Here is a 13049-nt window from a genome sequence, read left to right on the forward strand (position 1 = left end):
GGGGGGGGTGCTCTGCGCGGGGGGGGGGGGGGGGGCGGCGCGGGCCCCCGGCGGCGGGGCGGGGGGGGGGGGGGGGGCCGCGGGGCCGTCCTCCGCCCCGGCCCCCCACCGCCGCGTCAGCTGAATCAGCCCTGGAGCAGGCCCTCCAGCCGTTCGGCGAGCAGGTCCCAGCGCCAGCGCTCCTCCACCCAGGCGCGCCCCCGCTCCCCCATCCGCCGCCGCAGCTCGGGGTCCTGGAGCAGCGCGACGATCCGCTCGGCCGCCTGCTCGGCGGAGCCGCCCCGCACCACCCAGCCCGTCTCGCCCTCCAGGACCGCGTCCGGCGCGCCGCCGGAGTCCCCGGCGACGACGGGCAGGCCGGTCGCGGATGCCTCCAGGTAGACGATGCCCAGGCCCTCGACGTCCAGGCCGCCGCGCCGGGTGCGGCAGGGCATGGCGAACACGTCGCCCGCGCCGTAGTGGGCGGGCAGCTCCTCCCAGGGGACCGCGCCGGTGAAGCGTACGGAGTCGGCGACGCCGGTCGTCTCGGCCAGCCGGTGCAGCTCCTTGGCGTACGGGCCGCCGCCGACGATCAGCAGCACGGCGTCCGGGACCTCCGCCAGGATCCGCGGCATGGCCTGGATGAGGGTGTCCTGTCCCTTGCGCGGCACCAGCCGGGAGACACAGACGACGACGGGGCGGTCGGCGAGCCCGAGCCTGGCCCGGACCTCGGCGCCGCCCGAGCCGGAGTGGAAGCTCTTCTCGTCCACGCCGGGCGTCAGTTGGACCATGCGCGCCGCGGCCTCGGGCCCGATCGCGGCGGCGATCCGCGAGCGGGTGTACTCGCCGAGGTAGGTGAAGGTGTCGGTGGACTGACCGATCCGGCGCAGCAGCCCGCGGGAGGCGGGGAGCTGGGCCCAGGCGGCCTCGTGCCCGTGGGTGGTCGCCACCAGCCGCCGGGCGCCCGCCGCGCGCAGCGCCGGAGCCATCAGCCCGAGCGGGGCGGCGGCCCCGAACCACACCGCGGTGCAGCCGTGCGCGCGCAGCAGCTCGGTGGCGCGCCGGGTCACCCGCGGGGTGGGCAGCAGCATGGTCGTACGGTCCCGTACGACGCGGAACGGCTGCTCGGCGTCGAACCGGGCCGTTGCCTCGGCACCCTCCCGGCCGCGCTTCCAGGTGGAGGCGTAGACGACAACCCGCTGCGGGTCCAGGCGCAGCGCGATGTTGTGCAGGAACGCCTGGATGCCGCCGGGCCGGGGCGGGAAGTCGTTGGTGACGATCAGGGTTTTGTCCATTTCCTGCCGACACTACCGGCCCCGCCGACACTACCGGCCCCGCCGACACTACCGGGTGCGGGCGCCGGGCTCCGTCAGGGCGCCCCGACCCGTTCCGCGGCCCGGCGGGCGGGGGCCCGTGGCAGGGCGAAGCGGCGGGAGAGGGCGAGCACGACCAGGCACTGGAGGGCCGCGGCCACGGCCATGGCCGCGCACACCCCGGGCAGCCCGAGGCCGGACAGGCCGTAGGCCAGCGGCAGTTGGACGGCCGTACCGGCGAGGGTGACGCGCAGCATCAGCGGGCTGCCCCCGGCCCCCTCGAACACGCCGCCGAGCGCGATGAAGCAGCCCAGCAGCGCCAGATACGGGCCCACGCAGCGCAGAAACGCCGTACCGGCCGCGGCGACGTCCGGCCGCGCGCCGAACGCCCGCATCACCCATGGCGCGGCGGCCAGCAGCACCAGGGCGGCGAGCGCGCCGAGCGCGGCGCCGAGCAGCGCGGCCTGGCGGGCGATGGCGGCCCGCTGGTCGCGGCCGGCGCCGAGGTTGTGGGCGGTGTGGATGGCGGCGGCCTGCCGTACCGCGTAGAAGGACATGGTCGCCACGTACATCGCCTTGGTGGCGATGGCGTACGCGGCGACGGACGCCACCCCGATCCGCGCCACGACGGCCACCAGCAGCAGGGAACCGGCCATCCGGGCCGTGAAGTCGGCGGCCATCGGCAGCCCGGTGGCCGCGGTGGCGCGCAGGGCGGCGAAGCAGCCGCTCAGGGTGCGCCCGGCGGGGCGGGCCGCGGCGGCCTGGCGCAGCGCCACCAGTCCGGCGGCCAGGGCGGCCGAGCGCCCGGCGACGGTGGCCCAGGCGGCGCCGGTCACGCCGAGCCGGGGCAGCCCGCAGAGCCCGAAGACGAACAGCGGGTCGAGGACGAGGATCAGCGCGTTGGCGAGGAGGGCGAGGCGCATGGGGGTGCGGGTGTCCCCGGCGCCTTTGAGGACGCCGTCGAGGAGGTTCTGCGCGAAGAAGACCGCGAGGCCGGGCAGGGAGACGGCGAAGTAGCCGACGGCGAGGCGGAGGGCTGCCCCGTCCGCGCCGCCGAGCAACAGACGGGCCAGGGGCTCGCGCAGCGCCCAGCCGCCGACCGCGACGGGCGGGATGAGCAGCGCGCAGAGCGCCCAGCCGCCGCGTACGGCGGTGCGCAGGGCCGCCTGGTCGCCCGCGCCACGGGCACGGGCGACCAGGACGGTGGTGCCGCCGCCGGCCATCAGGATCAGGCCGAGGGCCAGGTTCTCGACGTTGGTGGCCACGGCCACGGCGGCGACGGCCGGTCCGCCGAGGCGGGCCACCCACACCATGTTGACGATCCCGGCGACCACACCGGCCAGCAGCTCGCCGTAGACCGGGCACGCCAGGCCCACGAGTCTGCGGCGGTGTTCCCTGGGCAGCGACACTACGTCCCCTCTCAGCGCCACGTACCTCTAATCGAGGTACCGCGATGAGAGGTACCATGACGCAAGCGAGTGGGCAAGTGAAAGGACGTCACCCAAGGTGCTTGAGCTGTCGATCCTCGGCTTCCTGTACGACCAGCCGCTGCACGGCTACGAGCTCAAGGAGCGCATCAAGGCCCTGAGCGGCCATGTCCGCCCGGTGAGCGACGGCGCGCTCTACCCGGCGATCACCCGGCTGACGAAGGCCGGTCTGCTGGACCAGCGCACCGAACCGGGCGCGAGCGCCGCCCCGCGCCGGGTGCTGTCCCTCACCGACGCGGGCCGCGCCGAGCTGCTGGCCCGGCTGCGTACGCCCAAGGACGTGGAGATCACCGACGGCCAGCGGTTCTTCACGCTGCTCGCGTTCCTCCGCCAACTGCCGGACCCGGCCGAGCAGGCGGCCGTGCTGCGGCGCCGCCAGGCGTTCCTGGACACCCCGTCGAGCTTCTTCTACGAGGGCGGCGAGCCGGTGCGCGCGGAGCGGGCCGGGGACGTCTTCCGCGAGGGGATGCTGCGGATCGCCCGCGCGACCACCGCGGAGGAGCGGCGGTGGCTCGCGGACGCGCTGGACCAGCTGGAGACGGGCCGGCCCGCTAGCCGAACCCCTTAATCGAACTGAGCGATCAGGTACTTGCGCCAAAGGTCGGTGAACTCGGCCAGGTTCGTGCCCAGCACCTCGTGCAGCGCGGACTCCACCGCCCCCTTGCGGCCCGGGCTCCCGCCCACCGCGCGGTAGAACTCGACCAGCTTCCCCTGGCCCCACTTCTCCGCGATCAGACGGCAGGCCAGCCAGCCCTCCTCGTACGCCCGGGACAACACGTCCGCGCTGCCGCCGAAGCCGAAGGCCTTGTCGTCCGGGAGGGCGTCCGGGATGCGGCCGGACGCGACGGAGCGGGCCAGTTCGGGGGCCACCTCGCGGGGGGTGCGGCCGGTGCCGAGGTAGCCCGTCCAGTCGGCGAAGCCCTCGGAGAGCCACATCGGGGTGGCGGGGCTGGTGGCGGTGCGGGTGGCCACATGGGCCGTCTCGTGGGTGATCACGACGCGCCGGCCGAAGTCGCCGAGGACCTGGTACGCCTCGGGGTTGACGATGACGCGGTCGGCGGCGGCGCGGTGGCCGCCCCCCGCCTCGCCGGTGGTGACGGCCGCGATACCGCGGTAGCCGCTCGCGGACGAGCCCAGCAGGGCGGCCATCCGGTCGAGGGAGGCGGGGACCTGCACCACCACCCGCCCGGCCCAGGGGTGCGGCCATGCCTTCCGCAGGGCGGCCACCGCCCGGTCCGCGCCGTCCGCCAGTTCGCGCAGCCGCCGCCGGTCCTGGCCCACGCCGAGGACGAGGCTGTGCGCGCCGCGTACGGCGGTCACCGCGCCCTGGTCCCACAGCTGCACGGAGGTGCGCCGGCCGTCCTCCTCGCCGTCGTCGGAGGCCACGTACCAGTGCCCGTTCCGCTGGGCGAGGGTCAGATACTCCTCGGCGACGACCGGCGCGGTGTCGTATCCGGAGAGCCGGTAGCGCAGCTCGACCTGGGCGGCGAGGCGGCGGCCCTCGCCCAGCGCGGGGTCGAAGCCGCCGGTGTCCACCAGGTGGTAGGTCCAGGAGCGCACCGGTACGGCGGCCAGGTGAGCAAACATCCGGCGCTGCTCGGCCAGATAGCGGGCGGAGCGCCGGTCGACGGTGGCGAGGAAGGCGCTCGCGTCGCGCTCCCGGACCGCCGCGGCCCGCCGGTCGAGCAGCTGCTGGACGGCCCGCCCGTCCCGCCCCGCGGGGTCGTCGGGGCCCTGGGCGGTGCCGCAGCCGGTGAGCGCGGCGGCCACCAGGGCGCACAGCGCGGCCAGGCACAGCGCCGCCCATCGCCCGGAACGCCGCCCGGCCCACCGTCTACCCGCCACGTCGTAGATCGTACGAGGCTCGCGGTTCGTAATCAGGTGCGCTAATCAGACACGTGTGATGGCCGAAATCGGCATCATCCCGACCGGGTCGTAGCGCACCCGCGCCCCCGGGTGGGGCGCGTGGATCACCTGGCCGTTGCCCGCGTACATCCCGACGTGGCCCGCGTCGGAGCGGTAGACCACCAGATCGCCGGGGCGGATATGGCTCAGCGACACCGGGTGTCCGGCGGACGCCTGCTGCTGCGAGGTGCGCGGGATCGCCACCCCGGCCCGCCCGTACGCCCACTGGGTCAGCCCGGAGCAGTCGAAGGCGGTGGGCCCGGCCTGCCCCCACGCGTACGGCTGGCCCACCGCACGGCGCGCGGCCTCGAGCGCGGCGGCGGCGCGCGGCGAGGACGGCGGCAGCTCGGGCACGCCCACCGCCCCGGACATCGCGGACGAGCCCTGCAGATAGGCCGCGCGCTGGGCGGCCGGCAGGGCGTTGAACAGCCGGCGCGCCGTGGCGAGCTTGTGCCGTACGGCCCGCTTGTGGCGGATGACGACCTTGCGGCTGTGCTCCAGCCGGGCGAGCCTGGCCGCCGCCTCCGCGCGCTGCTGGCGCAGCGTCCGCTGGGCGCTCTCGAAGACCCGTAGCTGCCCGGCCTGCCGCTTGCCGATCCGCTGGAGGGTGGCGGCCTTGTCGAGGTAGTTGGCGGGGTCCTCGGAGAGGATCAGCGCGAGGCCGGGGTCGACCCCGCCGGACCGGTACTGCCCGCCCGCGAGGGCGCCGAGCGCCACCCGCATCCGGTTCAGCCGCTCCTGGCCGCGGGCGACGCGGTCCTGGAGCTGGTCGACCTGGCGGCGCAGCCCTCGGGCGTGCGCCTCGGCCGCGTTGTAGCGCTCGGTCGCCCGCTCCGCCTGCGCGTACAGCAGCTCCACCGCGCGGACGGTGGCGTGCGGAGCTGCGGCATGCGGAGCCGCGGTGTCCGAGGCGGGGTCGTGCGGCTCGGCGCTGGCCGGCACCGCCGACAGCGCGGCCGCCGAGGCCACGGCGGCCGAGGCGGCGGCCAGCACGGTCAGGGAACCGGACCGAGAGGAACCGGACCGAGGGGAACGGCGACAAGACGCCATGGGAAGCCGCACTCCCTTCCGCTGTATCGGGAAGTCCGCTATGTCGGAACTGCGCGCAGACAGTAGCCGTACGAACACGCACGGTCCAAGAAGCGTGGCGGGTACACAAGGCGACGCCCCGCCGGAGACGCAGGTCACCGGCGGGGCGGACGCTCAGCGGAAGTTGTCGGGCTTCCCCGAATTCCCCCGAACGGACGGTTCGGGTACGGCGGGGATCAGACCCGGACGCCGAACATGAACGGCATGTTGTCCATCGACTCGTAGCGCACATTCGCCCCGGGCTTGGGGGCGTGCAGCACCTGGCCGTTGCCCGCGTACAGCCCTATGTGGTGCAGGTCGCTGTAGAAGAGCACCAGGTCGCCCGGCTTGAGCTGGCTGCGGCTTATGCGGGTGCCGGCGTTGGCCTGGTCCTGCGAGATACGCGGCAGGGAGACGCCGGCCTGCTTGTACGCCCAGCCGGTGAGGCCGGAGCAGTCGAAGGAGGACGGTCCGGTCGCGGCCCACACATACGGCGCGCCGATCTTCGTCTTGGCGGCGGCCAGCGCGGCGGCGGCACGCTGCGAGTCGGGCACGTCGTTGCCGAGGTCGACCCGCTCGTTGGAACGGTTGGCGCGCTCCTGCTCCTTGGCGGCGAGCGCGGCCCGCTCCTGGGCGGTGAGGGTGTTCAGGAGCTGCTGGGCCTTGGAGAGCTTGCCCTGGATCTCCTTCTTCTTCTCACCCAGCGCCTTACGGGTGTCCTCGAGGTCCTGCAGCTTCGTGGACGCCTCTTGGCGCTGCTGCTTGAGCGTGCGCTGCTTGTCGGCGATCTTGCGCAGCGACTCGGCCTGCTTGCCGCTCAACTGGCTGAGCGTGGAGGCCTTGTCGAGGTAGGTGTCCGGGTCGGAGGAGAGCAGCAGCTGCACGGAGGGGTCGATGCCGCCGGAGCGGTACTGGGCGGTGGCCATCGAACCGAGGCCGTTGCGGAGCTTGTTCAGATCCTCCTGGCCGCGGGCCACCTTGTCCTGGAGCTCGCCGACCTGCTTCTCCAGCTTTTCCTTCTTCTCCTTGGCGCCGTTGTACTTCTCGGTCGCCCCCTCCGCCTCCTCGTAGAGCTTGTCGACCTGCTCCTTGACGTCCTTCTTGTCCGCCTTGGGCGCGGCCTGTGCGGCCTGGGAGGTGAGGGCGACGGCCGCGGCGGCGGTCGCGGTGAGGACGGTTACCCGAGTGCGGCTCGGCTGCTTGGGTCGACGGTGGGACGCCACGGGGGCGAGCTCCTTCTTCCTCGAGCCGCCTACCGGGTGAGTGGGGGTCAAGACCCCGGCTCCGCGGAATGCAGCGCACGCGGACTCGGCGGTACCCCCGCTGACATCCCCGATGGATGATCAACCGCGCGGAGGTTCGAGCCGACCTTAGTGACCTCGTCGTGATCCGTTCAAATCCCACCGACAAAAAAGTCGGTCTTCGAGCGCATCTTTTACAAACATCACACATACCGTAACGGTCGGTTGACGCTCCGCAGGCGACAACGGCCATACGAGCGCCGCCCGACGCGTCGTACGGAATCACTTAAGTACGCGCGAGTCGCTTGAGCAACAGCGCGGACGAGACCGGCCGTGCCCCGGCCTTGGCCACCCCGTCGGCCACCTCGCGGTCCGTCGAGACCACGACCACCGGCCGGCCCGGCGGCTCGGCCCGCACCAGCTGCCTGATCAGCTCGTCCGCGGTCACCCCCGGCTTGCTGAACAGCACCCTCACCCCGCGCGGCGGCGCCAGCAGCACCGGCGCCGCCAGCTCCGCCCCGTCGAAGACACAGGTCATCTCGGCGCCGGACTGGGCCGCCAGCACCGCGAGACCGCCCAACAGCCGCAGCCGCTGCTTGTCCAGCGGCATCGTCGGATAGCCGGTCTTGGTGACGTTGTAGCCGTCCACCACCAAATGGGCCTGGGGCAGCGCCAGGAGCTGGTCCAGCAGCGCGGGGTCCATCTCCGACAGCGCCCTGGTCGCTATGTCCCGCGGCGTCATCTTGCCCGGCTGCACCGCGTCCACCGCGTCCGCCGGGCGCAGCGACGCGGGCGGCAGCGCCAGTTCGCGCCGCAGCCCCTGCGCCGCTTCCAGCACCGTGTCCAGCAGCAGCCGCACCCGCATGTCCTCGACGCTGCGCCCCTCGCGGGCCGCCCGGCGGCTGGCCTCCAGCGCCGACTCCGTCTCCGCGAGCCGGGCCCGCAGCCGCCGCGCCTCGCCCTCCGCCGTGGCCTGCCGCACCGCGGCCGCCGACCGTACGGACTCCAGCTCGGAGGCGGCCTTGCGCAGCGCCGCCTCGCCGCGCTTGACGTCGCTGAGCGCGCTGCGCAGCTTCCGGTGCAGCGCGTCCGACTCCTTACGGGCCGCCTCCAGCTCGCCGCGGGACCGCTCGGCCTCCGTACGCGCCGCCGCCCTCGCCTCGGCCAGCTCCTCGCGCAGCCGCCGCAGTTCGCGCTCCGCCTCCTCGCCGGCCCGCTCGGCGGAGGCCCGCTGCGCCTCCTCGCCCGCGGCCTCGACCAGCTTGACCCAGCCGGCCGGCCGCAGCACATAGGCCAGCGCCGCGACGTCCTCCGGATCGGCGGCGGCCGGCGGCGAACCGCCCTCGATGGCCTCGGCGAGCTCCTGCTGCGTCTCCCGCAGCCGCGCCGCGATCCGCTGCCGGAAGACCGGATCGGACTCCACGGCGGCGGCCATCGCATTGCCCGCGAACTTCGCCCGGCGGGTCGGGGTGAAGCGGGCGTACTGCCGCAACTGGGCGGGCAGCTCGGTGACCGTCAGCCCTCCGAAGGCATCCGCCACCAAGGCCACGACCCGGCGCCTGACCCCCTCCGGCAGGGGGCGGTCGAGCGCCTCGGCGACGCCCTCGGCGTCACCGGCCGACGCGGGGTCGCCCGTCCGCTCCACCACCTGTCATCGCTCCGTTCTCAGGCGCTCGTGCTCGCGCCCGGACGGTCGACCAGCTCGATCTGGTCGACCGCGTTGCACCAGCGGCAGCGCACCGACTCAATGGTCTCACTGACCACCTCGCGCTCCTCGATCCTCGGCTCCCCGCCCAGGTCGAGATGGACGTACTCGACAGCCTTCGTCGAACGCGTCACATCGAACCGCGTCAGGTTGCCGCACAGGGTGCAGCGCCAGCGAGTCTCGGCTGTCGGCAAGGGCACGGCCATGGCGTCATCGTCCTCATCGTCTGGGTCGCCTTGATTCCACTGTGGCACTCGGCGTGCTGTAACCCTACGGCCTGAGCCCCGCCCCGCGCCGGGGCCGGTGCGCTCCCCGGACCCACCCCCGCGGCGGCGAGGCACTCTGGGCAGGTTGAGCCCGGTACGCGATGATCTGCCCATGATCGAGACGTCGGAGGGGCCCGGCCGCCGCCCCCTGATGACTTACGCCCTCATCGCGTCCTGTTGCCTGATCTTCGCCTACGGACCGGCCTCCGGCCTCAACCCCGGCTACGGCACGGGAGGCGAGCTGCTACGGGCCCAGACGGGCTACTTCGAACGGTGGGGGGTGGTGCCCAGCGCGCTGTGGAGCGGCGCGCCCGCCGAGCCGCTGACCCCGCTGTCCGCACTGTTCGTCCACGGCAACTGGCTGCACCTGCTCGGCAACATGCTGTTTCTCTACGTCTTCGGGGCGATGGCCGAGGAGCGCATGGGGCGGATCCAGTTCGCGCTCTTCTACCTCGCCACCGGCTATCTGGCGCTGCTCGGTTACGCCGCGGCGCATGCCGGCTCCACCCAGACCCTGGTCGGCGCCTCCGGGTCCATCTCCGGGGTCCTGGGCGCCTTTCTGTGGCTGTTTCCCCGGGCCCGGGTGACCAGTCTCTTCCCGTTTCTGTTCTTCCTGCCGCTGCGCTTCCCCGCCTGGGTGGTGCTGATCTTCTGGTTCGCGCTGCAGTGGCTGGCAGCCCGCGGGGCCGACGACCGCCCCGGCGTCGCCTACCTCGCCCACCTCGTGGGGTTCAGCCTCGGGTTCCTCTACGCGTGGGCCCGCTTCGGGCGGACGACTAGAGTGAGCAGGGCAGTCAGGTCCAGCGAGGGAGAAAGCCAGCCGTGATCACTTCGATCGTGCTCATCAAGACCAGCGTGGACCAGATCCCCGAGATCGCCGAGCAGATCGCCGCGCTCGACGGTGTGAGCGAGGTCTACTCGGTCACCGGAGCACACGATCTGATCGCGATGGTGCGGGTGGCCCGGCACGACGACCTCGCGGACGTCATCCCGGGCCGGATCAGCAAGGTGCCGGGCGTGGCCTCCACCGAGACCCATATCGCCTTCCGCACCTACTCCCAGCACGACCTCGAGGCCGCCTTCGCGATCGGCCTCGACGGCTGAGCCCTCTCGCGGGACGTCATCCGCGGTCCGGGACGCAGCGCCCGTCCTCGGTGCGGTAGCTCCACTTCGCACCGTCCCGGACCAGCTCCTTCACCGCGCCGACGAACCGCTCGACGTGCTCGTCCGGGGTGCCCGCGCCAAAGCTGACCCGGATCGCGTTCAGCGACCGCTCCCCCGGCGCGGCCTCCGGGGCCCCGCACTCGCCCGCCTCCCCGGGCTCGCCGCCCAGCAGCGTGCGCACCAGGGGATGCGCGCAGAACAGGCCGTCGCGTACGCCGATGCCGTACTCCGCGGAGAGCGCGGCCGCGAAATGCGAGCTGTTCCAGCCCTCCACGACGAACGAGATGACGCCCACCCGGGGCGCGTCATCCCCGAACAGCGACAACACCCGCACCTCGGGCACCTCAGCCAGCCCCGCGCGGACCTTGCCGATCAGCTCCCGCTCCCGCGCCACCAGGGACTCGAACCCGGCATCGGTCAGCGCCTTGCAGGCCGAGGCGATCGCGTACGCCCCGATGACGTTCGGCGAACCCGCCTCGTGCCGGGCCTCGGTGGTGTGCCACTCCACGTCCACCCCACCGTGATCCTTACGGGCCACCTTGCGGCTGGCGCCCCCGCCCGCCAGATACGGCCGGGCCTTCCGCAGCCAGTCCGCCCGCCCCGCCAGCACCCCGGCCCCGAAGGGCGCGTACAGCTTGTGCCCGGAGAACGCGACCCAGTCGACGTCCAAGGCCGCGATGTCCACGGGGTGATGCGGGGCCAGCTGCGCGGCGTCCAGCACGATCCGGGCGCCGTACGCATGGGCCACCTCCGCCAGCTCCCGCACCGGCCACAGCTCACCGGTCACATTCGAAGCACCGGTCACACACACCAGCGCGGCACCCCCCGTGGCCCCGTCCGCCGCCTGCTCCTTCGCCCGCCAGCCGGCCAGCGCCCGCTCCAGCGTGTCAACGGCCTGCCTCGGGGAGCGCGGCGCGCTCAGATAGCCGACCTCGACGTCCTCTCGCTGCTGCCACGGCAGCAGCGAGGCGTGGTGCTCCGTCTCGAACACGAACACCCGGGTGCCCTCAGGGAGGGCGGCGGCGAGGAGGTTGAGCGAGTCGGTGGTGGCCCGGGTGAAGATCACCTGGTCGTCGGGGCGGCAGCCCAGGAAGGCGGCGACATCCCTGCGGCTGTTCTCGAACAGATCGGTGGACAGCTGTGAGAGATACCCGGCCCCGCGGTGCACGCTGCCGTAGTACGGGGCGTAGGCCGCGATGTCGTCCCACACCCGCTGCAGGGCGGGGGCGCTGGCGGCGTAGTCCAGCGCGGCGTAGCTGACCTCGCCGCCGGTCACGAGCGGGACGAGGACATCGCGGCCGAGGACGGGCAGCGGGGAAGTGGTGGCGGCGGAGGTGGAAGCGGTGTCGGAGGCAGCAGCGGTCGCGGACATGGCGAAGTCTCCCGGGAGGACGAAGAGGTGAATGCGTCACGCGCGGGCAGGCGGCAGCCCACCGCCGGGCACGTGGAGAAGAAACTCACCGCACGGAACAGGACCGTGCGAAATGAGGGGAAAAGGGGCCATCGGCCCTAGCGCATTCGCTGCATCACGGAAGAACTCCCTCGACAACCAGGACCCCTGGGTTCCGCGAGGGGTCCGCGCTTGCCGCAGACCTCGTTGCCTGCGACCTGGTCATCACCCGGGGCACCCCGCCACGGACGGAGGGTTGCCGGACAGCGGGCCGGGGCCGTAGTCGCTGTCACTCGTGACCTGCGCAGGAGTATGCCACGCCCCGTCACCAACCGGGACCCCTGTCCGCGATACGGACAGGGGTCCCGTGGGGCCTCTCGAGAATCGGGGCTACGCGTTCGTGGCCAGTACCCAGCGTTCCAGCGAGGCCCGGGCCGCGCCCGAGTCGATGGATTCGGCTGCCTTCTCCATGCCCGCCGCGATGCGCTCCGCGAGGGGCTTGCCGCCCGGGCCGCCCTCCAGGGCGACCAGGGCGGCCGCCGAGTTGAGCAGTACCGCGTCGCGGACCGGGCCGCGTTCCCCGGCCAGGAGGCGCCGGGCGACGTCCGCGTTGTACGAGGGGTCGGCGCCGCGCAGGGCGTCCACCGGGACGAGGCCGATGCCGACGTCGCGCGGGTCGAAGGTCTCCTGGCGTACGGTGCCGCCCTCGACCACCCATACCTGGGAGGTCGAGGTGACGGTCAGCTCGTCGAGGCCGTCGTCGCCGCGGACGACCAGCGCGGAGGTGCCGCGCTCGGCGAGCACACCGGCCATGATGGGCGCCATCCGGGCGTCCGCGACCCCGGTGGCCTGGGCGCGTACTCGGGCCGGGTTGGTGAGCGGGCCGAGGAAGTTGAAGATGGTGGCGATGCCGAGTTCGCTGCGCGCGGTGCCGACATGGCGCAGCGAGGGGTGGAACTTCACTGCGAAGCAGAAGGTGATGCCGGCTTCTTCCGCCACCTCGGCCACCCGCCGCGGGCTCAGGTCCAGGTTGACGCCGAGCTTGGCGAGGACGTCGGAGGAGCCGCTGGCGGAGGACGCGGCGCGGTTGCCGTGCTTGACGACCTTCGCTCCGGCGCCCGCCACCACGAGGGCCGACATGGTGGAGATGTTGACGGTCTTGGCCCGGTCGCCTCCGGTGCCGACGATGTCGACCGTCTCCCCGGGGACCTCGATCACGTTCGCGTGCTCGTACATCGTGCGGACCAGACCGGACACCTCCGCCACGGTCGCGCCCTTGGCGCGCAGCGCGACCGCGAAACCGGCGATCTGTGCGTCGCTGGCCTCGCCGCGCATGATCCGGTCCATGACCCAGGCGGTGTCGTCGGCGGTGAGGTCGTGGCCGAGCAGCAGCGAGTCGAGTACGTCCGGCCAGGTGCGGGCCGTCGCGCGGTTGTCGCCTCCGGCTGGGGTCACAACGTCCATGGTCCGCTCCTGGATCTCGGCTGGGCAGGGATGGGTCCGCGCAGTTCAGCTGTGCAGCGGCTGGCCC

Annotated in this window: 12 protein-coding genes and 1 riboswitch; of the genes, 3 read left to right on the forward strand and 9 right to left on the reverse strand. The window is 73.4% G+C overall.

What is annotated here, in order from left to right; genetic code table 11:
- Window positions 1-125: 125 nt before the first annotated feature.
- Both ACFV2X_RS39145 and ACFV2X_RS39150 read right to left on the reverse strand, forming a co-directional pair.
- Entirely contained in the window at window positions 126-1274 is a 1149-nt protein-coding gene (locus tag ACFV2X_RS39145; RefSeq protein ID WP_385626015.1) for a glycosyltransferase family 4 protein, read from the reverse strand.
- A gap of 74 nt (window positions 1275-1348) precedes the next feature.
- A complete protein-coding gene (locus ACFV2X_RS39150) occupies window positions 1349-2701 on the reverse strand; it encodes an MATE family efflux transporter (protein ID WP_385626016.1) in 1353 nt (450 codons plus the stop codon).
- Window positions 2702-2798: 97 nt separating this feature from the next.
- On the opposite strand from ACFV2X_RS39150, the gene ACFV2X_RS39155 reads away from it, so the two are divergent.
- Window positions 2799-3347 (forward strand): PadR family transcriptional regulator, encoded by a 549-nt coding sequence (locus ACFV2X_RS39155; RefSeq protein WP_385626017.1) that lies wholly within the window; start codon window positions 2799-2801, stop codon window positions 3345-3347.
- Here the strand turns inward: ACFV2X_RS39155 and ACFV2X_RS39160 are convergent.
- The 5 genes from ACFV2X_RS39160 to ACFV2X_RS39180 form a co-directional block, all read right to left on the reverse strand.
- Window positions 3344-4624 (reverse strand): hypothetical protein, encoded by a 1281-nt coding sequence (locus ACFV2X_RS39160; RefSeq protein WP_385626018.1) that lies wholly within the window; start codon window positions 4622-4624, stop codon window positions 3344-3346. The genes ACFV2X_RS39155 and ACFV2X_RS39160 overlap by 4 nt on opposite strands.
- A 45-nt stretch (window positions 4625-4669) precedes the next feature.
- Complete coding sequence (locus ACFV2X_RS39165) at window positions 4670-5734, reverse strand: NlpC/P60 family protein (protein WP_385626019.1); 1065 nt, start codon at window positions 5732-5734, stop codon at window positions 4670-4672.
- A 215-nt stretch (window positions 5735-5949) separates the two neighbouring features.
- Window positions 5950-6975, reverse strand: coding sequence for an NlpC/P60 family protein (locus tag ACFV2X_RS39170; RefSeq protein ID WP_089514178.1), 1026 nt, complete (start codon window positions 6973-6975; stop codon window positions 5950-5952).
- Window positions 6976-7279: 304 nt separating this feature from the next.
- Window positions 7280-8641 carry an NYN domain-containing protein gene (locus ACFV2X_RS39175; protein WP_385626021.1) on the reverse strand — a complete coding sequence of 454 codons (1362 nt, stop codon included), beginning with the start codon at window positions 8639-8641 and terminating at the stop codon, window positions 7280-7282.
- A 17-nt stretch (window positions 8642-8658) separates the two neighbouring features.
- Window positions 8659-8904 (reverse strand): hypothetical protein, encoded by a 246-nt coding sequence (locus ACFV2X_RS39180; protein ID WP_385626022.1) that lies wholly within the window; start codon window positions 8902-8904, stop codon window positions 8659-8661.
- Between the two features lie 172 nt (window positions 8905-9076).
- Between ACFV2X_RS39180 and ACFV2X_RS39185 the strand changes: the two genes are divergently transcribed.
- Both ACFV2X_RS39185 and ACFV2X_RS39190 read left to right on the forward strand, forming a co-directional pair.
- Entirely contained in the window at window positions 9077-9790 is a 714-nt protein-coding gene (locus tag ACFV2X_RS39185; protein WP_385626024.1) for a rhomboid family intramembrane serine protease, read from the forward strand.
- The gene (locus tag ACFV2X_RS39190; RefSeq protein WP_089514181.1) at window positions 9787-10068 is read left to right on the forward strand and encodes an Lrp/AsnC ligand binding domain-containing protein; all 282 of its coding nucleotides are present in this window, start codon (window positions 9787-9789) and stop codon (window positions 10066-10068) included. The genes ACFV2X_RS39185 and ACFV2X_RS39190 overlap by 4 nt, the downstream gene beginning before the upstream one ends.
- Window positions 10069-10084: 16 nt before the next feature.
- Here ACFV2X_RS39190 and ACFV2X_RS39195 read toward each other — a convergent pair whose 3' ends face one another.
- Entirely contained in the window at window positions 10085-11500 is a 1416-nt protein-coding gene (locus tag ACFV2X_RS39195; RefSeq protein ID WP_385626025.1) for an aminotransferase class V-fold PLP-dependent enzyme, read from the reverse strand.
- Window positions 11501-11701: 201 nt separating this feature from the next.
- Window positions 11702-11819, reverse strand: a riboswitch (SAM riboswitch).
- An 89-nt stretch (window positions 11820-11908) separates the two neighbouring features.
- A complete protein-coding gene (trpD, locus tag ACFV2X_RS39200; protein WP_385626026.1) occupies window positions 11909-12982 on the reverse strand; it encodes an anthranilate phosphoribosyltransferase in 1074 nt (357 codons plus the stop codon).
- Between the last annotated feature and the right edge of the window lie 67 nt (window positions 12983-13049).

It is taken from the genome of Streptomyces sp. NPDC059679, assembly GCF_042734105.1.
Lineage (GTDB): Bacteria > Actinomycetota > Actinomycetes > Streptomycetales > Streptomycetaceae > Streptomyces.